This is a genomic window from Methylobacterium sp. 275MFSha3.1 (genome assembly GCF_900108435.1).
Lineage (GTDB): Bacteria > Pseudomonadota > Alphaproteobacteria > Rhizobiales > Beijerinckiaceae > Methylobacterium.
Genome location: NZ_FNWP01000007.1, coordinates 64,902 through 89,448, shown reverse-complemented (window position 1 = coordinate 89,448; position 24,547 = coordinate 64,902). Strand labels below are relative to the sequence as shown.

Annotated in this window: 25 protein-coding genes; 12 read left to right on the top strand and 13 right to left on the bottom strand. The window is 71.8% G+C overall.

Features of this window, described 5'->3' with window-relative positions; translation table 11 throughout:
* Nucleotides 1-4 precede the first annotated feature (4 nt).
* The 5 genes from BLW78_RS09865 to BLW78_RS09845 are packed head-to-tail and all read right to left on the bottom strand — an operon-like array spanning nt 5 to nt 5,859.
* A complete protein-coding gene (locus BLW78_RS09865) occupies nt 5-946 on the bottom strand; it encodes a glycosyltransferase family 2 protein (protein ID WP_056531833.1) in 942 nt (313 codons plus the stop codon).
* The gene (locus tag BLW78_RS09860) at nt 943-2,541 is read right to left on the bottom strand and encodes an O-antigen ligase family protein (RefSeq protein ID WP_091679036.1); all 1,599 of its coding nucleotides are present in this window, start codon (nt 2,539-2,541) and stop codon (nt 943-945) included. Before BLW78_RS09860 ends, BLW78_RS09865 begins: the two co-directional genes overlap by 4 nt.
* Complete coding sequence (locus BLW78_RS09855; protein ID WP_091679033.1) at nt 2,538-3,179, bottom strand: CpsD/CapB family tyrosine-protein kinase; 642 nt, start codon at nt 3,177-3,179, stop codon at nt 2,538-2,540. Before BLW78_RS09855 ends, BLW78_RS09860 begins: the two co-directional genes overlap by 4 nt.
* Nucleotides 3,176-4,708 (bottom strand): GumC family protein, encoded by a 1,533-nt coding sequence (locus BLW78_RS09850; protein WP_091679030.1) that lies wholly within the window; start codon nt 4,706-4,708, stop codon nt 3,176-3,178. Before BLW78_RS09850 ends, BLW78_RS09855 begins: the two co-directional genes overlap by 4 nt.
* A complete protein-coding gene (locus BLW78_RS09845; RefSeq protein WP_091679028.1) occupies nt 4,705-5,859 on the bottom strand; it encodes a polysaccharide biosynthesis/export family protein in 1,155 nt (384 codons plus the stop codon). Before BLW78_RS09845 ends, BLW78_RS09850 begins: the two co-directional genes overlap by 4 nt.
* Nucleotides 5,860-6,317: 458 nt before the next feature.
* On the opposite strand from BLW78_RS09845, the gene BLW78_RS09840 reads away from it, so the two are divergent.
* The 5 genes from BLW78_RS09840 (at nt 6,318) to BLW78_RS09820 (ending at nt 9,845) form a co-directional block, all read left to right on the top strand.
* On the top strand, nt 6,318-7,421 hold the full coding sequence (locus BLW78_RS09840) for a helix-turn-helix transcriptional regulator (protein WP_091679024.1): 1,104 nt from the start codon (nt 6,318-6,320) through the stop codon (nt 7,419-7,421).
* A 98-nt stretch (nt 7,422-7,519) separates the two neighbouring features.
* Complete coding sequence (locus BLW78_RS09835) at nt 7,520-7,720, top strand: hypothetical protein (RefSeq protein ID WP_012322375.1); 201 nt, start codon at nt 7,520-7,522, stop codon at nt 7,718-7,720.
* A 394-nt stretch (nt 7,721-8,114) separates the two neighbouring features.
* A complete protein-coding gene (locus BLW78_RS09830) occupies nt 8,115-8,324 on the top strand; it encodes a hypothetical protein (protein ID WP_020090567.1) in 210 nt (69 codons plus the stop codon).
* 141 nt (nt 8,325-8,465) lie between these two features.
* Nucleotides 8,466-8,996, top strand: a complete 531-nt coding sequence (locus tag BLW78_RS09825; protein WP_020090566.1) for a GNAT family N-acetyltransferase — start codon at nt 8,466-8,468, stop codon at nt 8,994-8,996.
* A gap of 237 nt (nt 8,997-9,233) precedes the next feature.
* On the top strand, nt 9,234-9,845 hold the full coding sequence (locus BLW78_RS09820; protein WP_020090565.1) for a DUF2147 domain-containing protein: 612 nt from the start codon (nt 9,234-9,236) through the stop codon (nt 9,843-9,845).
* 28 nt (nt 9,846-9,873) lie between these two features.
* On the opposite strand, the gene BLW78_RS09815 is transcribed toward BLW78_RS09820, so the two are convergent.
* On the bottom strand, nt 9,874-11,097 hold the full coding sequence (locus BLW78_RS09815) for a serine hydrolase domain-containing protein (protein WP_091679021.1): 1,224 nt from the start codon (nt 11,095-11,097) through the stop codon (nt 9,874-9,876).
* Nucleotides 11,098-11,149: 52 nt separating this feature from the next.
* Nucleotides 11,150-11,659 carry a DUF427 domain-containing protein gene (locus tag BLW78_RS09810; RefSeq protein ID WP_091679018.1) on the bottom strand — a complete coding sequence of 170 codons (510 nt, stop codon included), beginning with the start codon at nt 11,657-11,659 and terminating at the stop codon, nt 11,150-11,152.
* A gap of 114 nt (nt 11,660-11,773) precedes the next feature.
* Here BLW78_RS09810 and otsB point away from each other — a divergent pair, with 114 nt between their 5' ends.
* The 3 genes from otsB to BLW78_RS09795 all read left to right on the top strand — a co-directional run bounded on the left by otsB (nt 11,774) and on the right by BLW78_RS09795 (nt 14,069).
* Nucleotides 11,774-12,517, top strand: coding sequence for a trehalose-phosphatase (gene otsB, locus BLW78_RS09805; protein WP_091679015.1), 744 nt, complete (start codon nt 11,774-11,776; stop codon nt 12,515-12,517).
* Nucleotides 12,518-12,545: 28 nt separating this feature from the next.
* Nucleotides 12,546-12,950, top strand: a complete 405-nt coding sequence (locus tag BLW78_RS09800; protein ID WP_091679013.1) for a DUF4260 domain-containing protein — start codon at nt 12,546-12,548, stop codon at nt 12,948-12,950.
* Between the two features lie 117 nt (nt 12,951-13,067).
* Nucleotides 13,068-14,069, top strand: coding sequence for a glucokinase (locus BLW78_RS09795; protein WP_056531852.1), 1,002 nt, complete (start codon nt 13,068-13,070; stop codon nt 14,067-14,069).
* Between the two features lie 85 nt (nt 14,070-14,154).
* Here the strand turns inward: BLW78_RS09795 and BLW78_RS09790 are convergent, their stop codons facing one another.
* Nucleotides 14,155-15,627 (bottom strand): MFS transporter, encoded by a 1,473-nt coding sequence (locus BLW78_RS09790; RefSeq protein WP_091679010.1) that lies wholly within the window; start codon nt 15,625-15,627, stop codon nt 14,155-14,157.
* A 160-nt stretch (nt 15,628-15,787) separates the two neighbouring features.
* Between BLW78_RS09790 and BLW78_RS09785 the strand changes: the two genes are divergently transcribed.
* Both BLW78_RS09785 and BLW78_RS09780 read left to right on the top strand, forming a co-directional pair.
* Complete coding sequence (locus tag BLW78_RS09785) at nt 15,788-16,075, top strand: hypothetical protein (protein WP_244526885.1); 288 nt, start codon at nt 15,788-15,790, stop codon at nt 16,073-16,075.
* Between the two features lie 104 nt (nt 16,076-16,179).
* Entirely contained in the window at nt 16,180-17,121 is a 942-nt protein-coding gene (locus BLW78_RS09780; protein WP_091679008.1) for a 2-hydroxyacid dehydrogenase, read from the top strand.
* 10 nt (nt 17,122-17,131) lie between these two features.
* Here BLW78_RS09780 and BLW78_RS09775 read toward each other — a convergent pair whose 3' ends face one another.
* Entirely contained in the window at nt 17,132-18,025 is an 894-nt protein-coding gene (locus BLW78_RS09775) for a LysR substrate-binding domain-containing protein (RefSeq protein ID WP_091679005.1), read from the bottom strand.
* 111 nt (nt 18,026-18,136) lie between these two features.
* On the opposite strand from BLW78_RS09775, the gene BLW78_RS09770 reads away from it, so the two are divergent.
* Together BLW78_RS09770 and BLW78_RS09765 are read left to right on the top strand one after the other, a co-directional pair.
* Nucleotides 18,137-18,889: an SDR family NAD(P)-dependent oxidoreductase gene (locus BLW78_RS09770; protein WP_091679002.1), complete on the top strand. Its 753-nt coding sequence runs from the start codon at nt 18,137-18,139 to the stop codon at nt 18,887-18,889.
* 133 nt (nt 18,890-19,022) lie between these two features.
* On the top strand, nt 19,023-20,984 hold the full coding sequence (locus BLW78_RS09765) for a cytochrome C oxidase Cbb3 (RefSeq protein WP_091678999.1): 1,962 nt from the start codon (nt 19,023-19,025) through the stop codon (nt 20,982-20,984).
* 189 nt (nt 20,985-21,173) lie between these two features.
* Here the strand turns inward: BLW78_RS09765 and BLW78_RS09760 are convergent, their stop codons facing one another.
* From BLW78_RS09760 to fmdA, 4 genes are all read right to left on the bottom strand, one after another.
* Entirely contained in the window at nt 21,174-21,743 is a 570-nt protein-coding gene (locus BLW78_RS09760) for a ClpP family protease (RefSeq protein ID WP_020090553.1), read from the bottom strand.
* A 31-nt stretch (nt 21,744-21,774) separates the two neighbouring features.
* Nucleotides 21,775-22,830, bottom strand: a complete 1,056-nt coding sequence (locus BLW78_RS09755) for an aliphatic amidase (RefSeq protein ID WP_020090552.1) — start codon at nt 22,828-22,830, stop codon at nt 21,775-21,777.
* Between the two features lie 47 nt (nt 22,831-22,877).
* The gene (locus BLW78_RS09750) at nt 22,878-23,195 is read right to left on the bottom strand and encodes an FmdB family zinc ribbon protein (protein ID WP_091678996.1); all 318 of its coding nucleotides are present in this window, start codon (nt 23,193-23,195) and stop codon (nt 22,878-22,880) included.
* 118 nt (nt 23,196-23,313) lie between these two features.
* Nucleotides 23,314-24,543 (bottom strand): formamidase, encoded by a 1,230-nt coding sequence (fmdA, locus tag BLW78_RS09745; RefSeq protein ID WP_012322394.1) that lies wholly within the window; start codon nt 24,541-24,543, stop codon nt 23,314-23,316.
* Nucleotides 24,544-24,547: the final 4 nt, after the last annotated feature.

Here is a 24,547-nt window from a genome sequence, read left to right as displayed (position 1 = left end):
CGGTTCATCGCGGTCGGAGACGAAGACTGCGCAGGTGCCCGGAGAACCTGCGCATGTCCTCGGCCTTGCGGGCGAGGTCCGGCTGCCGGCGCAGCCGGGCCGCGACACCGTAGGCCACGGCCCGCAGGGTGAAGCCGAGCCGGAGCGGGCCGGAGAAGAAGGCGGGCGACGACAGGAGCCGCCCGGCATTGCGCAGGCTGTAGATGGCCGCCAGCCCGTCGAGCCAGCGGGCCGAGCGGGCGCTTCCCGAGCCGCCCTGGAGGTGGGTGACGGCGATGTCCGGGCGGTAGGCGACGCGCAGGCCGGCATCGCGCAGGCGGCAGCCCCAGTCCACGTCCTCGCCGTAGAGGAACATCGGGCTCTCCAGGCCGCCGATCGCGGCGATCGCCGAGCGGCGCAGGAGCAGGCAGGCCCCGCAGATCCAGTCGACGTCGAGGGCCCGCGCCCCCCTGGCCTGGCGGCTCGCGAGGTAGAGGCCGCGCAGCCCGAGGCGGCCCGACAGGCCGGCGGCGTGCACCAGGATCGAGAGCGGGCGCGGCTCGTAGCCGGCGTCACCGACCTGATGCGTGCCGTCCGGGAAGGTCAGGCGCGGGCCGACCGCCCCGACATCCGGATGCGCGTCGAGATGGTCCAGGAGGCCCGAGAGCGCGTCCGGGTCGTGCAGGAACGCGTCGGGGTTGAGGAGCAGGATCGCGGTGCCGCGCGCGTGCTCCAGCGCGCGCGCGTTGCCGCCCGCGAAGCCGTGATTGGTCGGCTCGGCGATGACCCGCACCCAGGGAAACGCCCGCGCGACGCGCTCCGGCGTCCCGTCGGTGGAGGCGTTGTCGACCAGGATCACCTCGTAGGGGCGTCTCACCCGGCTCGCCGCCAGCAGGTCCAGGCAGGTCTCGATGTCCCGGCCGGCATTGTAGGTGACGATCAGGACGCTGAGGCTGACGGCGCTCACGGACGGTCTCCGTACGCTGCGAGGGAGGGGCGACGCCCGGACGGCACGGGGATCCGCTCCGGTAGCGCTGCGCTGATCGGGCCCGTCGACGCGACCGCCCGGGATGCTGCGACGGCCCTGCGCCGCTGCGCCGCCCGCACCCCGGCGATCAGCCCGAGGCCGGTGTAGAGCAGCTCGGCGATGCCGAGATTCAGGCGGAAGCCCGGATCGACCAGCCCGTGCAGCAGGTGCGCGATCAGGCCGACCGCGCAGGCGGCCGCGATCGCCGCGAGCGGATCGCCCACCGGCGCGCGGCGGGCGGCGCGGAAGCCCCGGGCGATGCCGATGCCGAAGACCAGCGCGAAGGCCGCGTAGCCGACGACCCCGACCTCGGCGAGGATCAGGATGTGCAGGTTGTGCACCACGTGGTTCGACCGGTCGAACAATCCGGCGAGCCGGGACAGGCCGGTCCTGTCGAGGACCGCGAACTGGTTGCCGAAGTTGTTCAGGCCGACGCCGAAGATCGGGAACTGCTCGAACAGGGCGAGGGCCGCGGCGTTCAGCGGGCCGCGCTGGGCGGCCGAGCCGCCGTCGTCGGCGGTGAGCCGCTCCCAGATCAGCGGGCCGGCGTAGAGCGCCGCGACGGCGCCGACGACCGCCAGCAGGCCGAGGACGATCAGGCTCGTCCGGGAGAACAGGCGGTCGCGGTAGACCAGCAGGATCAGGAGGGCGGCCGAGACCGGGAAGGTCAGCCAGGACGCGCGCGACAGGGTCAGGACCACGCCGACCAGGGCCGAGGCGGCGCCCGCCGCCCCCGCGAGGCGCAGGAGCAGCGGGCCGCGCGACAGGGCCAGCGCCAGGGCGAGCGGCCAGACGAACTCGTAATAGTAGCCGAGGATGTTCGGGTGGACCTTCAGTCCGCCGGCGCGGCGCTGGGCCGAGAAGTTGATGTTCTCCTCGACGATCTGTTCCTCGCCCAGCACCGACAGGCCGAGTTCCGAGCCCGAGACGTATTGCAGGCCTGCCACCGCGGTCTGGACGAGGCAGAGGGCGCAGATCGCCAGTGCCAGGGTCCGGATGTCGGATTCGGACAGGTTCGAGACCGCGACCGAGACCAGGAGGAGGCCGGCGAAGCGCCACGTGTCGAACCAGAGATAGGCCGGGTCGGTGGCGTTGGAGAGCGAGAGCAGCCCCGCGATCAGGAAGCCGAGCTGCGTCAGCACGAGGGGCCGGTCGAGCTGCAGGCCTGGGGCGTCCTCCCCGAGTCCGGTGAGCTTTGCGACGATCAGCGCCACGGCCACCAGCAGGGCGACGCTCACCGTCAGGCCGGCGCCGCCGCCGATGCTCGGCAGGTACTGCCCGACGGCTTCGAAATGCTGGAGGAAGCTGACGTCGAGCTTGACCGTCAGCCCGACCGCGAGGGCGACGAGCAGGAGCGGCGTGAGTCGATAGAGCCGCCCGACGATCAGGGCGCCGACCCCGCCGAAGGCCGCCGCGAGGCCGACGACGGCGAATTTGAGCGGTGCCGCGCTCAGGGCGATCGCCCCGGCCGCGGCCGCGAAGCCGATCCCGGCGAGCGGCAGGACCCGCAGCGCGCGGACGGGCGCCGCGCTCATCCGAGCCACCGGTAGAGCCATCGCGGGATCGGCCGCCGCGTGCGGTTCAGGACGACGCCGAGCGGCGCCCCGCCGGCGGCCTTGAGGTCGGCCAGGGCGCGCTGCGCCACGGCCCGACGGGTGCGCTCGGCGCCGATCACCACGATGAAGCCGTCCACGAAGGGGGAGAGCGCGGCGGCGTCGCCGATCTCGGTGATCGGCTCGCAATCCACGATCGCGAGCTCGAAGCGGTCGTCGACGAGCGCCAGGAAATCCTCCACGCGGCCGTCGTCCAGGGTCGCCTGGCGGATGGCCGACGGGCTGCCCGCGGGCACGACGCTGAGGTGGTCGGCGACCGGGTGGACGCCGCGGCTCGGGGCGACCGTGCCGGCGACGATGTCGGCGAAGCCCGGCTGGCCGGTCAGGCCGTAGGCCTCCGCCAGCGACGGGCGGGACCAGTTCGCCTCGATCAGCACGGCGCTGCGGCCCCGCCGGGCGTAGGCGCCGGCGAGTTCACGCGCGAGGGTGCTCACGCCCTCGCCGGGCTGGACCGCGGTGAGGCCGACCCGGCACACGCGCGTCTCGTGCCGGGTGAGCTGGACGAGGGCCGGCTCCAGGATCGCCGGATCGATCTTCGGCGCGATGGCGGCGGCGATCATGCGGCGGCTCCCGTCTGCAGCGGCACCGCGGCCAGCACCGGCACCCGCAGCGAGCGGGCGACCTCCGACGCGCTGCGGTAGGTCTGGGCCAGGATCTCCGCGAGGGCGACGTAGGCCAGGGCGGCGAGCAGGCCGAGACCGGCCGCGAGCCCGAGGATCAGCGGCCGGTTCGGGCCGGAGGGCAACCGCGGCGGCACGGCGCGCGCCACGAGGGCCGAGGAGGTGACGGCCTGCGCGTCGAGACCCGTGCCGGTCTTCAGAGCGTCGATCCGCTTCTGGGTCTCGGTGATCTCGTCGGTGAGCAGGCCCTTCTGCTGGGTCAGCCGGCCGTAGGCCAGCGCCGCGTCGCTCTGGCCGATGGCCGCCCGGCGGCGGGTCTGCTCAATCCCCGTGATGCTCTGGATCTTCTCGGCGAGGATGGCGAGCTTCGCCGTGTCGGCGGCGAGGAGCGCCTGATATTTCTGTCGGGCCAGGGCCGCGAGGTCCCGATCGAGGCTCACGAACTCGGGGGCGGTCGGCCGGAACCGCACCGCCAACTCGGCGCGCTTCGTCCGCAGGTCCGCCCAGCGCTGGTCGAAGGCCGTGACCGTCGGGTCCGCGTCGGGCGGCGTCGGCTGCCAGCGGTCGGGTCCGGCCTCGCGGGTGCGCTTGAGCCGGGTCTCGACCACCTCGCGCTCGATCTGCGCCGCCGATTTCTGCTTGGCGAGGTCGGCCAGGGTGCCGAGGTCGTTCTGCTGCTCGATCTCGAAGCTCGCGGTGTTGTTGCCCTTGAGGTAGGTCGAGAGCTGCGCGTCGATGGCGGCGAGGTCGGCCCGGGCGCGCTCCAGCTTGCTCTGGTAGAACGAGGCGGGAGTCTCGTCGGCGTAGACCTCCACGTGGCGGCGCTTGTAGGCGTCGAGCAGCCGGTTCAGCGCCTGGGCGGCGAAGTGCGGGTCCGTCCAGGTGAAGCCCGTGAGGATCACGTCCGTCTCCTTCACGAAGACGACCTTGAACGCCGCGAGGTACGCCTCGTAGAGCTTCTCGTCCGGGGTCAGGTGGCGCAGCAGGCCCACCGCCTCGAACGGGATCCGCACCGTATCGACGACCCAGGTCTTGACCGCCTTCGCGCTCCGCACGGCCTGACGGCCCTGGTAGATCAGCCAGTCGGTCCAGTCCGCCGGGGGCGGCCCGAGGTCGCCGGCCGGGGTGATCGCCTTCAGCGTCGCGAACTCGTCGCGCACGATGCTGGGATCGCGCAGGATCTCGATCTCGTTGTTCACGTTCTGCGCGCGCTCCGAGAACATGTAGTTCTGGTTCGCGCCGCCCTGGAGCGGGGCGCCCGCCTTCTCGCGGCCGAGACGGATGATCAGCTTGGCGTCGGCCGTGTACTCGGCCGGCGTCAGCAGGAGGTAGATCCCGGCGCCGAGGATCGCCGCGACCAGGATCAGCAGCGCCGGCCGGATGTGCCGGAACAGGGCCGCGAGGGCGTCGCGGAGGTCGAAGGCCGGGCCCTCGACCGCGTCGGCGGCGGTCAGGTCGCTCTGCCTCACGTGCCGGACCTCACGGTGGCGCTGGTGGAGGTGCTGGCGGACGGGCCGGTGATGTAGTTCACGCCGAAGCCGGTCCCGTTGAAGAGCAGGATCTGGCGCACCACCAGGTCCACCGCGCGGGCGGTCTTGGCCAGGAGCGAGGGCGGCACGTAGACGGTGGCGTTGGGCGGCACCACGATCGAGTCCGCCAAGCCCGGCTGGCCGATGTCGACGATGCGCACGCTGCCGGCCGCCTCGGCGTCGAAGCGGATGATCCGCACGGCCTCGCCGGCCGCGGTCGGCAGGACGCCGCCGGCCGAGCCCAGGACCTGCGCCAGCGTCCGCGGCCCCTGCAGGGTGACGGGACCCGGCGCGCGGACCTCGCCGAACACCATGGTGTTGGCCGGGACGAGGCTCGCGAGCCGGACGCTGGTCGTCACCGAGGCCAGCTGGTGCTTGTAGGCGGCGTTCAGGCTGCCCATGACCTCGTGGACGGTCCGGCCCGCCGCCTGCACCGGGGGCACCATCGGCAGGTTGATCTTGCCGTCCGGCTCGATCGCCAGGACCTTCACGCGGCCCATGTCGGCCCGCTGGGTGAGGTCGCGGAAATCGTCGGTGACGGTGCGGAACCGGCGCAGCATCAGGGTGACGACCGGATCGATCAGCACGTCGTCGTAGGTGCTCTTGATCAGCGCGGCGGCCGCCTCCGGCGACAGGCCCGCGACCTTGATGCCGTTCTTGCCCGGCAGCGAGATCCGGCCGTCCGGCCGGACGATCACCGTACGGTTGTATTCCGGGTGCGTGCGGAAATCGACGTCGAACTCGTCGTTCGGGTTCAGGCGGTAGGTCGGCTGGACGACGCTGGAATCGATCAGGAACGAGACTTCCAGGTTGTCGCCGACGTTCAGCCGGTAGTTCGCCAGCCCGAGGCGCATGGTCCGCCCGACCTCCTCCTGGGCGGCCGCGACCAGCGCGGCCGGGAGGCCCTCGGTGACCGAGCCGGTCTGAGCCACGTCGAGGCCGGAGCGCGCCGCGCTCTGCGGGCGCCCGGAACTGCAGCCGGCGAGCAGCGGCGCGCAGGCGACGAGCGCGAGCGCGACCGCCGCGGCACCGGATGGCCGGCCGGGACGCCGTCGCGCGACACCGAGGAACGCAGACAGGGTAAACGCCATCGACCTTCAGCCGCATCCTGCTCGAGTGCGCTCGTCTCATCACAACTCGTGATCGAACCGCGCACCGCGATACAATCGCCAAGCTTGGTTAACGAGGCTTGAACCCGGCTCTCAGCAACTCTATCAGAAGTTGTGTCTGGCAAGCCGTGGCAAAGTGCTGAGCCTCGCCCGCCGCGTAGAGGGGGGCGGGTTCCGGCGCAGGCCGAACGCGTGTGCGCGGCCGGGGCGCCGTCGTTCCCACCGTCGGCGGGTCGACGCGCGGATCCCGCCGCGGCGGTGCCGTCTCCCGACAAGTCCCGCGCACGCTCCCGCCGATCTAAACCTGTAATCAGAGGGATGCTTGCCCGGATTTAAGAACGTGATCTATAGTTCGACGGTATGGAGCCGTACCGAGCGAGGACGAGAGTTCGGCGAGCCGGCGCGGGGCGCCAGTATCCGGCGCGGCGGAGGCACGCCACATGTCGGGCGTGAGGCCGGATCTCTTCGCCCGCCTGCACGACGACCTGGAGTCCGGCTTCCGGGAGGACCTCGAGGAGGCCGTGATCGATCCCGCGCGCTGGCCTGACTTGGCCGAGCGCGTCGTGCGGGCGTCCGGCAGCGAGGGCGCCCTGCTGCTGCGCTCCGACCGGACCGGCCTCGAATCGCTCTGCACCGCCTCCCTCGCCGACGCCTCGCGCCGCTACTTCGACGAGGGCTGGCACCGCGACGACCATCGCCTCCGCGGCATCCCGCTCATGCGGACGCGCGGGATCGCGGTCGATCAGGACTTCACCACGCCGGAGGAGATCGCGCGCCTGCCCTTCTACCAGGACCTGCTGGCCTCCCGCGGCCTGCGCTGGTTCGCCGGGATCGGCTTCTCCGTGAAGGGACGCCTGTGGTGCCTCTCCCTGCAGCGGACCGTGGAGCAGGGACCGTACGAGCTGCACGAGCAGCGGCGCCTCGCGACCCTGTCGCCGCTCCTGCAGCGCGCGGGCCTGCTGACGTCGATGGTCGAGCGGGCCCGGCTCGCCGGGCTGACGCAGGCCTTCGAGCTGATCGACCGCGCCGCCCTGATCCTCGACGCCGACGGACGGGCGCTCCGCTGGAACGACGCGTTCGGCGCCCTCCTCGGGCGCGACCTGAAGCTCGCGGGCGGCCGCCTCACCGCGGAGGATCCGGAGGCGGCGCGGCAGCTCGAAGCCCTGGCGCGGCCCTCCGGCCGCCCGCCGATCTCGGCGGTCGTCGCGGCGCGACGGGACGGGCCGCCGCTCGTGATCCACGTCGTGCCGCTGGTCGGGCCGAGCCGCGGCCTGTTCGCCGGGGCGAGCACGCTGCTCCTCGGGAGCGTGCCCGGGGCCCCGGCCGCGCCCGCGACCGCGGTCCTCCAGGCGGCCTATCGGCTGACCCCGGCGGAGGCGCGCCTCGCCCGGGCGCTGTCGAGCGGGATCTCGCTGGCCGAAGCCGCTTCGCGATTCGCGATCACCGCGGCGACCGCGCGCTCGCAGCTGAAGGCGATCTTCGCCAAGACCGGAGCGACGCGCCAGTCGGATCTCGTGCGGCTCGTGGCCGGGCTCGCGCGCTGAGGGGTCACGGTTCCGAGAGGCGCGCGGCCCTGTCGCGTCGGCGCCGGAACGGGTGGGGCCGGCCGCCGGTTGCCGCAGGAACGACAGGAGATGTCTCGATGACGAATCGGATCGCACTCGTTTCCGCCCTGGCCGTCGCGGGCCTGCTGGCCGGCGCGCCCGCCCAGGCGAAGGGCTGCCTCAAGGGCGCCGTGGTCGGCGGCGTCGCCGGGCACATGGCCGGACACGGCAAGATGGGCGCGGCCGCGGGCTGCGCGATCGGTCACCACAACGCCAACAAGAAGGCCAAGCAGGGCTGACCGTTCCGACGCCGTCTACTTTGACGGCGATCGGATCGACCAGAGGGTGATGACCAAGTCATCGCCGCTTCCCCGAAGCCGGATTCCCAGCGGAATCCGGCTTCGCTGCGTTCTGGGCCATGGCGCCAGCGAGATCGGTTCGCGCGGCACCTGACCTTCTCACCCAGATGACGGGACCGTCGGCGCGGCGCCCGCCGACCCGGACCGCCCGCGCGTCCACGTCTCCAGTCGCCCTCGCTCCACCCTTTCGCACCGCGTCGCGCTCGGCCGCCTGCCCGCAAGCCCCGCGCAAGCCGGCCGTTGACCTTACTTTCGAGCTATTCTAATTAAGAACTGTGGAGGGCGCGCCGCCGAGGCGGTCCCCTCCCTCCGAGATACCCGATGGAGAGACCCGATGGCCGGTTCCGCGAACGCCGCTTGCGAAAGCTGCCGCTTCTTCGACGATCACAAGCTCAACGGTGCCCAGGCGCAGGGTGACGAGGGCCTCTGCCGCTTCAATCCGCCGGTCAGCCAGCCGGCCCCCGAGTCGAAGGGCCTCTGGCCGGTCGTGGCCTCGAAGGACTGGTGCGGCCACTTCACGGCCGAGATGTCCGCCGCCGAGTAAGTCATCGCATCCTCGAGCCGTGCGGGATCTGCGCCGAGGCGCCGGTCCCGCCGAGGCTCCGCCACCCTCCGCGGGATCGAGCCGCGCCCGGCTCGTGCGGGCAGATTGCCGGAGCCGCGCCGCCTCGCGTAACCTGCGGCCGTGACAGACGTGATACGCCCGGCCACGGAGGCCGACCTTCCCGCCATCGCGGCGATCTACGGCGACGCCGTCGCCTCCAGCACGGCCAGCTTCGAGACGGAGCCGCCGACGCTGGCCGAGATGACGCGCCGCTTCGAGGTGCTGCGCGCGGGCGGCTTTCCCTACCTCGTGGCCGAACGGGACGGCGCGGTCGCGGGCTACGCCTATGCCGGCCCCTATCACCAGCGCGCCGCCTATCGCTCGACCCTCGAGGATTCGATTTACGTCGCCCGGACGGCCCGCGGCGGCGGGGTCGGCCGGCGCCTGCTCGCCGCCCTGATCGCGGCGAGCGAGCAGATCGACTGCCGGACCCTGGTCGCCATCATCGCCGAGAGCGGCTCACCCGCCTCGATCGCGCTGCACGCGAGCCTCGGCTTCACGCCCGTCGGGACGCTCGCGGGAGTCGGCCACAAGCACGGGCGCTGGCTCGACGTGACGCTCATGCAGCGCAGCCTCGGACCCGGCCGCAGCCTTCCGCCGACCCGGATCTGACCGTCCAACGCGCACCGATCCCAGTATCGCCGGGTCGATTCCCGTCCAGAGTCCCGGCTGAGTTGTCATGATGCGGACAACTTCGCGCGGGAGAGGGCGGGCATGACGCGCACGCCGTCCGGTTCTCGGCGCGGGCGCGATGACGCGGAGGGAGCGATCCTTCCTGCGCGGAAGCGGCACACGCGAGGACGGGCGGTCAAGGCTCCATCACGACTCGCGAGGGATGGGAGTTCGGGTATGCGGTTTACATCGATCGGTCGCCGGGTTGCGCCGCTCGCGATCCTGGCGCTCTCGGCGCTGGCGGGCACGGCCCAGGCCAAGACGCCGACCGATCCCAGCGGCACCTATCTCACCGAGGACGGCCGCGCGCGCGTGCGCCTCGAGAAGTGCGGGACCGCGGGTGACCGGCTGTGCGGATACGTGGTCTGGCTGAAGGTCCCGCTAAACGACAAGGGCGAGCCGCGGATCGACTTCAAGAACCCCGATCCCAAGAAGCAGGCCCGGCCGTCCCTCGGACACCAGCTGATCCTGGGCCTAAAGCCGAATGCCGACGCCCATTACGAGGGCAAGATCTACAATTCCGAGGACGGCAAGTCCTACGACGTCACCATCTGGACCGAGACGGCCGGCGAGCTGACGGTGCGCGGCTGCCTGATCGCGTTCCTGTGCAAGTCGCAGACCTGGACCAAGGTGACCGATCTCGCGCCGGGCCAGCTCCCCGGCCCGACCAACGGTGCGAACGGTCCGCGCAGCGATCCCGAATACGCCACCGCCGCCCCGAAGCCGACCGCCAAGGCCGGCGCGAAGCCGGCTCAGAAGCCGGCCGCCGAGGCGCCCAAGGAGGAGTGACCGGCGCGGACCCGCGCGTGGCCGGCCCTCACTCGGCCAGGGCCGCGTAGGTCAGGACGCGCAGCTCGCGCCGGATCGGCAGGGCCGAGGACGGGACGAGCTGCGTCATGAGCACCACCGACAGGTCCTCGGCCGGGTCGATCCAGAACGCCGTCGAGGCGAGGCCGCCCCAGGCGACCTCGCCGGGCGTGCCGAGGATCTGGGCCCGGGCGGGGTCGAGCATCACCGAGAAGCCCAGGCCGAAGCCGATGCCGGTGTAGGAGGTCTCGGCGAAGCGCGGCGTGCCCATCGCGGCCAGGTCGCCCGGCAGGTGGTTCGCCAGCATCAGGTCGACCGTCTTGCGGCCCAGCAGGCGCGCGCCGTCGAGGGTGCCCCGGTTGAGGATCATCCGGCAGAAGCGCTGATAGTCCGCCGCCGTCGAGACGAGGCCGCCGCCGCCCGACGCGATGGCGGGCGGGCGCGCGAAGGCCGTGTCCACGGAATCGTCGAACAGGCGCAGCTGCCGCGCGCGGTCGTACGCGTAGGTGGCGCAGAAGCGCGGCATCAGCTCGGGTCGCACGTGGAAGTCGGTATCGACCATGCCGAGGGGCCCGATCACCGCGTCGCGGAGATGGTCGGCGAACGGGCGGCCGGTCAGCGCGGCCACGTACTGGCCGAGCACGTCGGTGGCGACGCTGTAGTTCCAGGCGCTGCCCGGCTGGGCGAGGAGCGGCAGCTTCGCGACCCGCGCGGTCATCTCGGCGAGGGAGCCCTCGCGCGCCAGGAAGTCGACGCCCTGCTCGCGGTACTGCGCGTCGACCAGGGTCGCCTCCATGAAGCCGTAGGTCAGCCCGGCCGTGTGGGTCAGCAGGTCCCGCACGGTGATCGCCCGGCGGGCCGGCTCGGTCTCGAGCTTCGCCCGGTTGCCGCCCACGGCGACGCGCATCTCGGCGAACTCGGGCAGGACCCGGGAGATCGGATCGTCGAGCTGGAACAGGCCCTGCTCGTAGAGCTGCATCACCGCCACCGAGGTCAGCGGCTTGGTCATCGAGTAGATCCGGGTGACCGTGTCGAGGGTGAACGGCGTTGCCCGGGCGAGGTCGGCCTGCCCGCAGGCGCGCGCGAAGGCGATGCGCCCGCGCCGCGCCACGGTGACCGACAGTCCGGCCAGCCGGCCGTCGCCGACGAGGCGGTCCATCCACGGCGCGATCCGGGCGAGCCCCTCCGGGCTGAACCCGGCGCCGGTCGGATCGGTCTCGGTCAGCGCGGTCATGCGGTCTCCTCGTGGTGGCTTTCCGCGAACGTAGAAGCGGCGGGGGACGAAATCACCAGCCCATCGTTCCGGGACCGCCCTTGAACGGGCCGACGATGCCGGGCGTGATCCAGCCACCGTAGAAGTTTCCCGGTTGCGGGGTCACCGGGTCCGCCCCGACGAAGCAGGCGTCCATGGGGCCGGCGTAGAACGCGACGTAGCCGGCGATCGCGCGGAAATCCGGGGTCGGATCCGGGTAGGCCCAGGCCGCCCCGGGCACGAGACGGTCGCCGCCGCGCACGTCGAACAGGACCGCCTGTCCCTTCCACTCGCAGATCCCGCCGCGCCGCCGGTTCACGAGCGTCCCGTCCGCGATGTCGGCGGGCGGCAGGTAGTAGGTCGGCGGGTGCGAGGTCTCGAGCACCCGGAACCCGGAGCCCGTCTCGGCGATGACGCGGCCGCCGAGCACGACCCGCAGCCGGTCCGGGACGGATTCGAGCCGGGGCGGCCGCGGATAGTCCCAGACGCTCTCCTCGCCGGGTCTGACCGGATCGGGGACGGGCCGGAAGGGCGATCCGCGCATGGAGAACCTCGTGCTGTGCCGCTTCGGATCCAGATAGGGCAGTGCTGCCGGCGTTTGTCGTCCGGCGCGCCCGTGCTAGCCCGTCGCCGACACTCGAGCCCGGGATCCCCCGCGATGGACATCGCCCTCTTCCTCGACTTCGACGGCACGCTCGCCGAGATCGCGCCGCGTCCGGACGCCGTGCGGGTCGAGCCCGGCCTCGTGGAGGATCTGGAGCGGCTCCGGGCGCGACTCGACGGCGCCCTCGCCATCGTCACCGGCCGGCCGGTCACGGTGATCGACGGCTTCCTGGCGCCGTCCCGGTTGGATGCGGCCGGTCTCCACGGCGTCGAGCGCCGGGTCGCCGGCGCGCTCACGGGCGGCCGCGCGGAGGACCATCCGGATCTGCGCCGGCAGGTCGCGCGCCTGCAGGCCGAGACCGCCGCGCTCGCGCAGGTCCTGATCGAGGACAAGGGCGCCTCGGTGGCGGTCCACTGGCGGCTCGCGAACCCGGACGATGCCCTGCGGGCCGAGACGCTGGTGAAGGGCGCGGCGGAGGCGCTCGGCGCCGAGTACCGCCTGCAGCTCGGCAAGGCGGTCGGTGAGATCGTCCCCGCGCAGGCCACCAAGGCCCACGCGATCCGCGCCTTCATGGCGCAGGCGCCCTACGCCGGACGGGTCCCCGTCTTCTTCGGCGACGACCGCACCGACGAGATCGCCTTCGCGTCGATCAACGAGGATGGCGGCGTCGCGGTGCGCGTCGGTGACGGCGAGACCGTCGCCCGGCGGCGCCTGCCCGACCCCGCCGCCGTCCGTACCCTGCTCAGCAACTGGGCTGCCGGGGGCGCGATCGACCCGGACGCGCTGCCGCCGGCCTGACGCGCCGCGCCGTTCAGGGGAGATCGCGATGTCGGGGCGTTCCGTCACGGGCTGGCCGCGCCTGCTGCTGCGGCTGGAGGGGGGCTGCATCCTCGTCGCCGCCCTGCTCGCCTATGGCTGGCTCGGGCCGTCGTGGTGGCTCTTCGCGGCGCTGCTCTTCGTCCCCGACCTGAGCATGCTGGGCTACGCGGCCGGTCCCGTGGTCGGCGCCGTGCTCTACAACGCGGCCCACACGCTCGCGCTGCCGCTCGTCGGCCTGTCCCTGGCGATCGCTTCAGGCCGCCCCGAGGCCGTCGGGCCGGTCCTCATCTGGCTGGCCCATATCGGCCTCGACCGCACCCTCGGTTACGGTCTCAAATACGGCAGCGGCTTCGGCGATACCCATCTCGGCGTGATCGGCCGGGCGCGTGACAAGACGATCGCGCAATCCTGAGCGGCGGATGCCGCCGATTCGGACTTGCCCGCGCGGGGTCGCGCGGCCGATGAATCGCCGGAGCCGTGCTGGACGCGAGTCCCGTCGCGGCGGGCCAGAGAGCAGGGGCAAGTTGCGATGTTCGAGTTTCCGGTTCTGGTCGGCGACATCGGCGGGACGAACGCGCGGTTCGGTCTGATCGAGACGTCCGGCGACCAGCCCCGCCTCCTCGCGCACGAGGCGACCGCCGACCATCCCGATCCGTCGAGCGCCATCAAGGCGTCGCTCGCCAAGGGTGGCGGCCCGGCACCGCGCTCGGCGATCCTGGCGATCGCCGGCCGGGTCGACGGGCCGGAGATCCAGCTGACGAACGCGCACTGGAAGATCGCGGGCCAGCGCATCGCCGAGGATTTCGGGCTTTCCTCCGCGACGGTGGTCAACGACTACGTGCCGGTGGCGGCCGGCGCCGCCGATATCGAGCCCCACGACCTCACGCCGGTCGGCCCCTGTCCCCCCGTGCCCGGCGGCGCCCGCGTGGTGCTGGGCCCCGGCACCGGGTTCGGCGCGGCCGCGCTGGTCCCCTATGCGGCGCATCTCGCCATTGTCTCCACCGAGGTCGGCCACACCGATATCGGCCCGGCCGACGCCTTCGAGGAGAAGGTCTGGCACGCGCTGGAGCGGGTCGAGGACCGGATCACCGTGGAGACGGTGCTGTCGGGACCGGGCCTGTCGCGGCTCCACGCGGCCGTCGCCCATGTCCGGACCGGGCAGCCGCACGAGAAGATCGAGCCGGCCGCGGTCACCGAGGCCGGTCTGAACGCCACCGATCCGCACGCCGCGGAGACGCTCGCGCTGTTCGGCCGGGTGCTCGGACGCGTCTGCGGCGACCTCGCTCTGACCTTCCTGGCGACAAGCGGGGTCTATATCGGCGGAGGCATCGCGCCCCGGATCCTCAAGGTGCTGGAGGAGAGCGGCTTCCGCGACGCCTTCGAGAAGAAGGCGCCCTTCGCCGCCATGATGCGCCAGATCCCGACCAGCGTGATCACCGTCCACGACCCCGCTTTCCGGGGCCTGGCGGCCCTGGCGAACGAGGGCGCCAAGTTCGTCTACCACGGGCAGGTGTGGCGGAAGGGGGCGTGAGCGCCCGCGGCGGCGTCGGCCGCGCGCGGAGCGAGGCCGGCCGTCTCCGCTCCGCGCGCGTCCCGCTGTCGCGCCCGGCCCGCCCTCAGGCCGCCGCCAGCGGCTTCGAGACCTCCTCCAGGGACTTGCCCTCCGCGGCGGTGCCCCAGATGCCTCCGACGACCGCCGCGATGAGCATCAGCACCGCGCCGAGGCCGTAGCCGAACAGCACCCAGTCGCGCGAGCCGGTCTCGACCAGCGTGCCGAACAGGAGCGGGCCCGAGACGCCGCCGATGCCGGTGCCGACCGCGTAGAAGGCCGCGATGGCGAGCGCCCGGATCTCCAGCGGGAACGTCTCGGAGACCGTGAGATAGGCCGAGCTCGCCGCCGCCGAGGCGAAGAAGAACACCACCATCCAGGCCGCGGTCTGGCCGACCGGCCCGAGGATGTCGAGGCGGAACAGCAGGCCGACGCCGGCGAGCAGCAGCGCCGAGATGCCGTACGTGAAGGCGATCATCTTGCGCCGGCCGATCGTGTCGAACAGCCGCCCGAGCAGCAGCGGGCCGAGGAACGAGCCGAGCGCGAAGGGCAGCAGGTACCAGCCGACATGGTTGCCGGGCACCTGATAGAAGCGCTCCAGCACCAGCGCGTAGGTGAAGAACAGCGCGTTGTAGAAGAAGGCCTGCGCGATCATCAGCGCGAGGCCGACCATCGTCTCCTTGCGGCTCGTCACGAACAGCGCCTTGAACACCTCGGAGAGCGGGGTGTGGTCGCGGGTGCGGACCTTCATGCGCTTGCTCTCGTCCACAGGCGGCAGGGTCACGCCCTCGTCGGTGAAGCGCTTCTCGATGCCGGTGACGACGCGGTCGGCCTCGGCCGCGTAGCCGTGGGTCGCGAGCCAGCGCGGGCTCTCGGGGATCCAGGTGCGCAGGAGCAGGATCACGAGGCCGATGGCGCCGCCGGTGAAGAAGGCGACGCGCCAGCCCCAGGCCGGGTCGATCACCTCGGGCTTCAGGAGCACGATCGACATGAACGAGCCGAGCGCCGCGCCGATCCAGAACGAGCCGTTGATGACGAGGTTGGTCCAGCCGCGGACCCGGGCCGGGACCAGCTCCTGGATGGTCGAGTTGATCGCCGTGTACTCGCCGCCGATCCCCGCGCCCGTGAGGAAGCGGAAGAAGCAGAAGCTCCAGATGTTCCACGACAGGCCGGTGGCCGCCGTGGCGACGAGGTAGAGGGCCAGCGTGATGAAGAACAGCTTCTTCCGGCCGATCCGGTCGGTGAGCCAGCCGAAGCCGATCGCGCCGGTCACGGCGCCCACGAGATAGCAGGAGGCGGCGAGCCCGACGTCGAACTCCGAGAACGACATCGGCGGCTGGCGCAGCGCGCCCACCAGGGAGCCGGCGAGCGTCACCTCGAGGCCGTCCAGCACCCAGGTGATGCCGAGCGCCACGATCACGAGGACGTGGAAGCGGCCCCAGGGCAGCCGGTCCAGGCGCGCGGAGATGTCGGTGTCGATCACGCGGCCGATCTCCGCGCGCTCCGGCGTCCCGGATCCCCCCTCGACCTTGCTCGCCATGTCCGCGTGTCCTCCCGCTTCACCTGTTTAACCGTACCTGGACAGCGGGCATTTACCGCGACTGTAGGCAGGTGTTGGGAACGGGTTGGAAATCGATTCGGTTCGATTTCGTCTTCACGTGCGCGGCGCAGAACAGGGAGGTCCACGCGGTGCCCCTCCCATGCCTTCCAGTCCCGCCCGTCCCTGCCGATCCTGGCCCCGCTACGCCCTGCTGGCCGCGATGACGCTCGGCGGGCTCGCGACCGCCCCCACGGAGGGCGCGGACCGGCACCTCGAACGGCCCAAGCCCCGCGTCGCGATCCAGGCGGCCGAGCGCTGGCGCCTGCGGCCGACCGAGCCCGTCGTGGCGGCGACGACCGGCAGCATCCGCAAGCGGGCGGAGACCGCGATCCCTGAGGATCGGCGCAACGTCCGCCTCGTCTACCCGGCGCTGATCGAGGCGCGCTGACGGAGCCGGCGCCCGACCCATCTCGACGATCCGGATCCCGTCAGGCACAGCGCCTGCTTCGCCCGCGCGTGGACGGGCCGAGCGGTACGGTGCGGAGGATTTAGATGGCGGAGGCGATCGCCCTGGTCGGGTGCAAGGGGCCGGATCAGGAGGCGGAGTACCTGCGGATCCTCTCGGCGGCCATGCCCGAGGAACGCCTGATCCCGTTCCGGTCGATGGACGACGCGGCCCGGGCGGCCGCGCGGGTCGCCGTCGTGGCCAACCCCGATCCGGCCGAGGTCGCGGCGCTGCCGGGGCTCGTCTGGGTGCAGAGCCTCTGGGCCGGGGTCGAGAAGCTCGTCGGCGCCTTCGACCGGCCGCTGCCGATCGTCCGCCTCGTCGACCGCGAGATGGCCCGCACCATGGCCGAGGCCGTGCTGGCCTGGACCTACTATCTCCAGCGCGACATGCCGGCCTACGCCCGCCAGCAGAGGGACCGGGTCTGGCGCCCGCACGCCTACCGCAAGCCGTCCGACACCACGGTCGGCCTGCTCGGCCTCGGGGCGCTCGGGACCGCGGCGGCGGAGCGGCTCACCGGAGCCGGCTTCCGCGTCGTCGGCTGGAGCCGCAGCCCCAAGGCGGTGCCGGACCTCGAGACGTTCCACGGCGCCGACGGCCTCCCGGCGATGCTCGGCCGGTGCGACATCCTCGTCTGCCTCGTGCCGCTGACGCCGGAGACGCGGGGCCTCGTGAACGCCGAGCGCCTCGCCGCCCTGAAGCCCGGCGCCGCGCTGATCAACTTCGCCCGCGGACCGATCGTCGTCACCGAGGACCTGATCGCCGCCCTGGACAAGGGCCACCTCGCCCACGCCGTGCTCGACGTCTTCGCGGTCGAGCCCCTGCCGGCGGAGTCGCCGCTGTGGTCGCATCCCGGCGTGACGGTGCTGCCGCACGTCTCGGGGCCGACCGACATGGATTCGGCGGCCGCCACGGTGGCGGCCAACCTGAGGGCCTATCGGCGGACCGGCCAGGTGCCGGACGGCGTCGACGCGGCGCGCGGATACTAGGACGCGCGCCTCACAGCTTCGGGAATGTCGCCGCGAGGTGGTCGATCAGCACCCGCACGGCCGGCGGCAGCCCGCGCCGGGTCGTGAAGACGATGTGCACGATCCCGGGCTGACCCTGCCAGTCCGGGTAGACGGGCACGAGCCGGCCGGCCGCGACGGCATCGGTGCAGGCGTGGTCGGGCAGGAACGCGACCCCGAGGCCGTCGGCCGCCGCGTCGCACAGCGCGGCGAAGTCGCCGCAGGTCAGGCGCGGCTCGTGGCGCAGGGTGAAGATCGTGCCGTCCCGGTGCTCCAGCCGCCACTCCGCCTCGCCGGGATCGTCGCGTGTGCCGAGGGTCGGGACTGCGCCGAGCGCGGCGATGTCGGGGCCGAGGCCGCGCGCGATCCGCGGCGCGGCGACCAGGATCCACCGCGAGGTTCCGAGCGTGCGCATGGTCAGCGACGCGTCGCTCGTCAGGTCCCGTCGGACCCGCAGCGCCACGTCGATCCGCTCCTCGATCAGGTCGACGGGCCGATCGGTCACGACCAGCTGCAGCCGCACCTTCGGGTATCGGACGAGGAAGCCGCGGACGCGCACCGCGACGATGTCGGTGAGGCCCGTGGGACAGCTCATGCGGATCCGCCCGTGCGGCTCGGTCTGCGCCTCCGCGACCAGCGCCTCGGCCCGCTCCGCCTCGAGCATCATCGCCCGGCAGCGCTCGTAGAAGCCCTGGCCGACCTCGGTCACGCGGAAGCGCCGGCTCGACCGCTCGATCAGGCGGGCGCCCAGGCGCGCCTCCAGGGCCGCGATGCGGCGGCTCAGCTTCGACTTCGGCTGGTGCAGCGCCCGGCCGGCCGCGGCGAAGCCGCCGTGCGCGACGACTTCGGCGAAGTAGACGTAGTCGTTGAGATCGGCGCGGACCATCGTTCCTCCTGTGGAACGCTGGATGCCACAATCGCCGACTACCCGCACCATCGTTCCGGCGGCATCTCTCCGACCAGCGGCGCGCGCGGCGCCGAACAGCGGAGAACGACGATGACCGGCAGGTTTCAGGACAAGGTGGTGGTGGTGACCGGCGGCACCAGCGGCATCGGCCTCGCGACCGCCCAGGCCTTCGTGGACGAGGGGGCCTCGGTGTTCATCACCGGTCGCCGCCAGGAGGCGCTCGACGCGGCGGTCAGGCGGATCGGCGGCCGGATCACGGGCGTGCGCGGCGACATGGCGAACCTCGCCGACATCGACCGCCTGTACGACGCGGTCCAGCAGAAGCACGCGCAGATCGACGTGGTCTTCGCCAATGCCGGCGGCGGCAGCTTCGCGCCGCTCGGCGCGATCACCGAGGCGCATTATCAGAGCATCTTCGACACCAACGTGAAGGGCGTGCTCTTCACCGTGCAGAAGGCGCTGCCGCTCCTGCGGGACGGGGCCGCGATCGTGCTCACCGGATCGACCACCGGAAGTTCGGGCACGCCGGCCTTCAGCGTCTACTCGGCCACCAAGGCGGCCGTGCGCAACTTCGCCCGGAACTGGATCCTCGACCTGAAGGACCGGCGCATCCGGGTGAACACGATCAGCCCGGGCGTGACCGAGACCGCCGGCCTCGACGAGCTCTTCGGCGGCGGCGATCAGGCGGCGGCCACCAAGGACTATCTCGCGGGCCAGATCCCGGCCGGCCGCGTCGGCCGGCCCGAGGAGATCGCCCAGGCGGTGCTGTTCCTCGCCTCGGACGCGGCGAGCTTCGTCAACGGCGTCGAGCTGTTCGCCGACGGCGGGCAGGTCCAGATCTGATACTCCGCGCCGACCGGGACGCGACACCCGGTCCCGGCCGGCGGGGTGAACCCTGGCTTTATCCGCCGGTTAAAGGCCCGGCTCTCCGGTCCCGCGCTCCGCGGGCGGGCGCCGGGAAGGACGTTCGGGTTTCATGGGCTGGCCGCGCCGCATCCTGATCACCGCCGGGCTGGCGACCGTCGCGGCCGGCGTCGCCCTGGGCGTCGGCCGCTTCAGCTACGCGCCGATGCCCGACCGGGCGGACCTGCTCAACCCGGACCGCTACCCGATCCAGACCGCCTTCGACATCCTCGGCCGCCGCGTCTCGCGCGCGGAGGCCGACCGGCTCAGCGGCACCGAGGCCGGACGGAAGGCGCTCTCGCCGAAGAGCGGTGCGGTCGCGATCGATCCCGCCATGGTCGAGCGCGGGCGGCAGGCGTTCTATCAGGAGACGTTCGGCAACGAGGTCTTCCTCACCGACGTCATGGGCATGCTCGACGGCGGCCTGACTCCCACGCAGGTCGCCCTGGCGGTGGCCAAGCTCGGTGGCCAGGGCACCACCGATCTCAAAGTTGCCATGGCCAGGGACGTGCGCGTCGGCGACCGCGTCTACCGGGCGGGCGAGCTGGTCCCGACCGGGCTCGACGTGCCGAAGGGCGGCGCCTTCATCATCGGGATCAAGACCTTCTACGACCGCGGCCACCTTCGGATGGGGATCACCTGCGCCCTGTGCCACGCGGCGGTCGATCCCGGCACCGGCAGGGTCGTGGAGGGCGCGCCCAACACCGACCTCAATGCCGGGCTGCTGATGGCGCTCGCGAAGAACTCCTCGGCCTACTTCATGCACGCCAGCGTGCCGGAGGCCGATGCCAAGCCCCCCGCCGATCCGCAGCATACCGGCTCGACCGGCACGGGGCCGGCGCTCCCGGACGCCGCTTCCGTCGAGGCGGCCACGAAGGTGCAGGTGGCGAGCTGGCCGCCGGGCAGCTTCGACTCGTCCGCCGACCGGGTCACCAACCCGACCTCGATCCCGTCGAGCTTCTCGGCCCACGGCGAGCCCTATAGCTGGAGCGGGCGCGAGGCGATCGGGCCCTTCGCGGGCCTGTCCTCGCTCAACAACAACGTCCACGCGGCCAATTCCGACACGACCCAGCTCGCCGCCGCCGCGCCCTGGCTGTTCGGCATGGATCCCGAGACGTATCTCGGCATCGTCCTGCGCGGGTCGGCCACGGAGGCGTTCCGCTACAGGCCGGACGGCGGCCGGAGCCCGTCGGAGGTGCTGCGCAGCGTCGATCCGACCCCGGCCTCGCCGGGGCTGAACAGCTACGCGGTACTGCCGACCTATCCGGCGACCAACTACGTCACCGACAACGGCTTGTTCACGTCCGTGCCCGGGGAGCCGGTCAACCACGCCAACAACGCCATGTCGGCCTTCCAGAACCTGCTGCACCCGCCGGCCGCCGGGCAGGATCCCGACCGGGTCCGCGCGGGCCGCGCGGTGTTCGAGAAGGCCGGCTGCGGCAGCTGCCATTCCGGCCCGGCGCTCACCAATCACCGGGTCGTCCCGGAGGCCGAGATCGGCACCGAGCCGACCCGGGCGCGGGCGGGCGCCAAGATGGAGGCGCGCCTGTCGGCGCCGGCGATGTTCGCCGCCGACACGCCGTTCCCGACCCCGGCCGACCCGGTCATCGTTCCGGTGCCGCTCGCGGGCGACGCCCTCGCCCAGGTGCAGCTCGCCTGGGGGCAGGGGGGCACGGAGGGCGGCTACAAGGTGCCGAACCTCGTGGGCCTCGCCTGGACGGCGCCGTATCTGCACGATTCCGGCGTCGCTGTCGGTTCCGACCCGGTCTCGCAGCTCGGCGTCCCGGGCACGCTGTACCGGGGTGTCGCCCCCGATCCCGCCAACAGCCTGCGCGCCCTGGTCGACCGGGATCTCCGGGCGAAGGTGATCGCCGCCAACGCGGCCTCGGACACGGCGCGGATCGCCCGCGTGACCGGCAAGGGGCACGCCTACTGGGCGGATGCCGGCTCGGGCGTCTCGCGCGAAGAGCAGACGGCGCTGATCGCGTACCTGCTCTCGGTCGATCGCCTGACGGAGCCGGCCGCGACGCCCTGACCGCGCCGCCCGCGAGCCGGATCTCCCATGTCGCGGACCCTCACCCCGGTCTTGGTCAGCCTCGGGCCCTGTTACCCGGCGCTGTGAAATCTCATCGTCCTCGCGGGCGGGGCGAAGCGATCCAGCAGCGCCGCGCGCGCCGGTGTCGCGCTGCCCTGGGTTGCTTCACTGCGTTGGCAAAGACGCGGCTCAGATCACCGCCTCGATCAGGCCGCGCCGCTTGGCCTCCTCGGCCTCGAGGTACCAGTTCGACGGTGCCTTCTCGAGCACCTCGTCGAGGGTGACGTCAGAGCCCTGGATCAGGTTGGCGAAGCCCTCGTTCTGGATCTCGATCGAGCACAGGATCTCGTTGAGCGTCGCCTTCACGGAGGCGATGCAGGTGGTGAGCGGTCCCTCGACCTGGAGCTGCTTGTTCATCTTGCGCTCGTGGATCATCAGCCGCGTCCCGCAGGTGAGATAGCGGTTGGGCCGGGCGAAGAAGCTCATGAAGGTCGTGCCGGCCGAGTAGATCGCGGCCTTGCCGAGGAAGACGAATCGCCGGTTCGGATCCATCGCGCTGTTGAAGCGGATGTCCTCGCCCATCATCCGGGCGACCTCCGGGTCGCCGCCGAGCGTCGTCAGCTCGACGACGACGAGGTCGCGGTCCCCCGCCGCGTCGAGCTGGCGGCGGAAGTCCTTGTACATGTCGTAGTCGACCGGTCCGGAGAGCAGGACGGCCGGGGCCCGGAAGGCGGTGGGGCCGAGGGGAGTCGTGTCCATGGTCCTCCTGGTCGCGCGACCGGCCGGCTGGTCAGCGCGCCGGGTCGGGCGCGCCCGCGCCCTTGCCCACGAACGGGATGCCCTCGATCGGGCATTCCTCCGTGCCGACGCTCTGACGGGTAATGGCCCGGACGGCGTCGCGGGTCCCGTCGGGATCCTCGATCCAGCGCCGGTAGAAGTCGTAGGGGCATTCCGACATCCCGTGCCGGTTCTCCTTCGAGTTGATCATGCCCGTGTAGCCGCGATGCAGCAGCTTGAAGAGGTGGTTCTCCGACTGGCCGTGGGCGCGGAAGTCCCGGATCAGGAACTTCGACAGGGCGGCGTACTGGATGCCCATCTCCTCCTCGCCGCACTCGCCGAGCGTGCGGCCGTCGAAGCCGATGATCGCGGAGTGGCCGAAATAGGTGTAGACGCCGTCGAAGCCGGCCGCGTTGGCCACCGCCACGTAGGTGTTGTTGGCGAAGGCCATCGCCTTCGAGATGACGACCTGCTGCTCCTTGGCCGGGTACATGTAGCCCTGGCAGCGGATGATCAGCTCGGCGCCCCGCATGGCGCAGTCGCGCCAGATCTCGGGATAGTTGCCGTCGTCGCAGATGATCAGGCTGATCTTCAGCCCCTTCGGCCCGTCCGACACGTAGGTGCGGTCGCCCGGATACCAGCCCTCGATCGGGGTCCAGGGCATGATCTTGCGGTACTTCTGCACGATCTCGCCCTGGTCGTTCATCAGGATCAGGGTGTTGTAGGGCGCCTTGTGCGGGTGCTCCTCGTGGCGCTCGCCGGTGAGCGAGAACACGCCCCAGACCTTGGCCTCCCGGCAGGCGGCGGCGAACACCTCGGTCTCCGCGCCCGGGACCGTCGAGGCGGTCTCGTACATCTCGGCGGCGTCGTACATGATGCCGTGGGTCGAGTATTCGGGGAAGATCACGAGGTCGAGGCCTGGCAGGCCGGTCTTCATGCCGACGATCATCTTGCCGATCGCCTTGGCGTTCTCCAGCACCTCAGCGCGGGTGTGCAGGCGCGGCATCTTGTAGTTCACGACGGCGACGCCGACGCTGTCCTGGCTGGACGAGATGTCTCCGTGCATCATGGCGTGATGTCCTCCTGACCTTGATCGTCCCCCCGGTTGAGGGCGGCTCAGTGGCTGATCATCCAGGGCCGCGCCTTCGGGAAGCTCTTGGCGGCGGCCGGAGCGGCGCTCGCTTTCTTGGGTGAGCAGCAGCCGCACCCGGCCCCGTGACTGCCGGAGCGCCTGGGCGCGTGGCGGCTGCGCTCGTTGGTGGCGTGGGCGGTCCTGAGGCCCGCATCCATGCCGGCGATGCGTGGCGCGGTGAGGAAGGCGCGCTGGCTCGCGCCGCCGCAATCCGGGCAGGCATGCGGCTCGCGGAACTCCGCCATCGGCCGCATCACCGTGAAGGGCCCGCAGGCCTCGCAGGCGTAGTCGTAGACGGGCATGGGAGGCTCCCGGAATGAACTTGAGAGGTACGAACGGTGCCGAAGGATCGCTGGCCTCCTCTCCCGCACGGGAGAGGAGGCCTGTCGCGTCAGCCGCGACCGGCAGGGAAACGAACCATCACAGATCCGGCGAGAGCGGCATCTGGATCGAGCCGTCGAGGAACTTGGTCGGTCCGTCGGCGCCCGGGTTGATGTCGAACTCGAAGATCTTGGTCGGGATCCAGAGCGTCGCGCAGGCGTTCGGGATGTCGACGACGCCCGAGATGTGGCCCTGGACCGGCGCCGTGCCGAGGATCGAGTAGGCCTGCGCGCCCGAGTAGCCGAACTTCTTCAGGTACTCGATCGCGTTCAGGCAGGCCTGCCGGTAGGCGATGTGCACGTCGAGGTAGTGCTGGCCGCCGCTCTCGTCGACCGAGATGCCCTCGAAGATCAGGTGATCGTCGTATTTCGGCGTGATCGGCGACGGCTTGAAGATCGGGTTCTTGATCCCGTACTTGGCCATGCCGTCCTTGATCAGCTCGACCTTGAGATGCACCCAGCCGGCCATCTCGATGGCGCCGCAGAAGGTGATCTCGCCGTCGCCCTGGCTGAAGTGCAGGTCGCCCATCGAGAGGCCGGCGCCGGGGACGTAGACCGGGAAGTAGATCTTCGAGCCGCGCGACAGGTCCTTGATGTCGCAATTGCCGCCGTGCTCGCGCGGCGGGACCGTGCGGGCGCCGGTGGCGGCGGCCGCGTCCTTCGCGTCGCCCTTCAGGCGGCCCATATGGGCGGTCGGGCCGAAGGGCAGGGTGGCGAGCGCCGGCACCCGCTCCGGATCGGTGTCGTAGAGCGCCTTCTCGCGGGTGTTCCAGGTCTCCAGCATCTTCGGATCGGGCAGGCAGCCGATCAGGCCGGGATGGATCAGGCCGGGGAAGCGCACGCCCGGGACGTGGCGGGACTTGGTGAACATGCCCTCGAAGTCCCAGATCGACTTCTGGGCCTGCGGGAAGTGCTCGGTGAGGAAGCCGCCGCCGTTCTTCTTCGAGAAGAAGCCGTTGAAGCCCCACTGGCTCTCGGGCTTGGCGCCGATGTCGAGGAGGTCGACCACCAGCAGGTCGCCGGGCTCGGCGCCCTCGACGCCGATCGGTCCCGAGAGGAAGTGCACGATCGACAGGTCGATGTCGCGCACGTCGTCGGCGGAATCGTTGTTCTTGATGAAGCCGCCGGTCCAGTCGTAGGTCTCGACGATGAAGTCCGCGCCCGGCTTCACGTAGGCGACCATCGGGATGTCGGGGTGCCAGCGGTTGTGCACCATGTCGTTGTCGTAGGCCGACTGCGTGAGATCGACCTTGATCAGCGTCTCGGGCATCTCG

Bases quoted from the DNA above. Each gene is read 5' to 3' on its own strand.
- BLW78_RS09860 (WP_091679036.1), bottom strand. From the start codon at position 2,541: ATGAGCGCGGCGCCCGTCCGCGCGCTGCGGGTCCTGCCGCTCGCCGGG.
- BLW78_RS09855 (WP_091679033.1), bottom strand. From the start codon at position 3,179: ATGATCGCCGCCGCCATCGCGCCGAAGATCGATCCGGCGATCCTGGAG.
- BLW78_RS09845 (WP_091679028.1), bottom strand. From the start codon at position 5,859: ATGGCGTTTACCCTGTCTGCGTTCCTCGGTGTCGCGCGACGGCGTCCC.
- BLW78_RS09840 (WP_091679024.1), top strand. From the start codon at position 6,318: ATGTCGGGCGTGAGGCCGGATCTCTTCGCCCGCCTGCACGACGACCTG.
- BLW78_RS09835 (WP_012322375.1), top strand. From the start codon at position 7,520: ATGACGAATCGGATCGCACTCGTTTCCGCCCTGGCCGTCGCGGGCCTG.
- BLW78_RS09830 (WP_020090567.1), top strand. From the start codon at position 8,115: ATGGCCGGTTCCGCGAACGCCGCTTGCGAAAGCTGCCGCTTCTTCGAC.
- BLW78_RS09820 (WP_020090565.1), top strand. From the start codon at position 9,234: ATGCGGTTTACATCGATCGGTCGCCGGGTTGCGCCGCTCGCGATCCTG.
- BLW78_RS09815 (WP_091679021.1), bottom strand. From the start codon at position 11,097: ATGACCGCGCTGACCGAGACCGATCCGACCGGCGCCGGGTTCAGCCCG.
- BLW78_RS09810 (WP_091679018.1), bottom strand. From the start codon at position 11,659: ATGCGCGGATCGCCCTTCCGGCCCGTCCCCGATCCGGTCAGACCCGGC.
- otsB (WP_091679015.1), top strand. From the start codon at position 11,774: ATGGACATCGCCCTCTTCCTCGACTTCGACGGCACGCTCGCCGAGATC.
- BLW78_RS09800 (WP_091679013.1), top strand. From the start codon at position 12,546: ATGTCGGGGCGTTCCGTCACGGGCTGGCCGCGCCTGCTGCTGCGGCTG.
- BLW78_RS09795 (WP_056531852.1), top strand. From the start codon at position 13,068: ATGTTCGAGTTTCCGGTTCTGGTCGGCGACATCGGCGGGACGAACGCG.
- BLW78_RS09790 (WP_091679010.1), bottom strand. From the start codon at position 15,627: ATGGCGAGCAAGGTCGAGGGGGGATCCGGGACGCCGGAGCGCGCGGAG.
- BLW78_RS09785 (WP_244526885.1), top strand. From the start codon at position 15,788: ATGCCTTCCAGTCCCGCCCGTCCCTGCCGATCCTGGCCCCGCTACGCC.
- BLW78_RS09780 (WP_091679008.1), top strand. From the start codon at position 16,180: ATGGCGGAGGCGATCGCCCTGGTCGGGTGCAAGGGGCCGGATCAGGAG.
- BLW78_RS09775 (WP_091679005.1), bottom strand. From the start codon at position 18,025: ATGGTCCGCGCCGATCTCAACGACTACGTCTACTTCGCCGAAGTCGTC.
- BLW78_RS09770 (WP_091679002.1), top strand. From the start codon at position 18,137: ATGACCGGCAGGTTTCAGGACAAGGTGGTGGTGGTGACCGGCGGCACC.
- BLW78_RS09765 (WP_091678999.1), top strand. From the start codon at position 19,023: ATGGGCTGGCCGCGCCGCATCCTGATCACCGCCGGGCTGGCGACCGTC.
- BLW78_RS09760 (WP_020090553.1), bottom strand. From the start codon at position 21,743: ATGGACACGACTCCCCTCGGCCCCACCGCCTTCCGGGCCCCGGCCGTC.
- BLW78_RS09755 (WP_020090552.1), bottom strand. From the start codon at position 22,830: ATGATGCACGGAGACATCTCGTCCAGCCAGGACAGCGTCGGCGTCGCC.
- BLW78_RS09750 (WP_091678996.1), bottom strand. From the start codon at position 23,195: ATGCCCGTCTACGACTACGCCTGCGAGGCCTGCGGGCCCTTCACGGTG.
- fmdA (WP_012322394.1), bottom strand. From the start codon at position 24,543: ATGCCCGAGACGCTGATCAAGGTCGATCTCACGCAGTCGGCCTACGAC.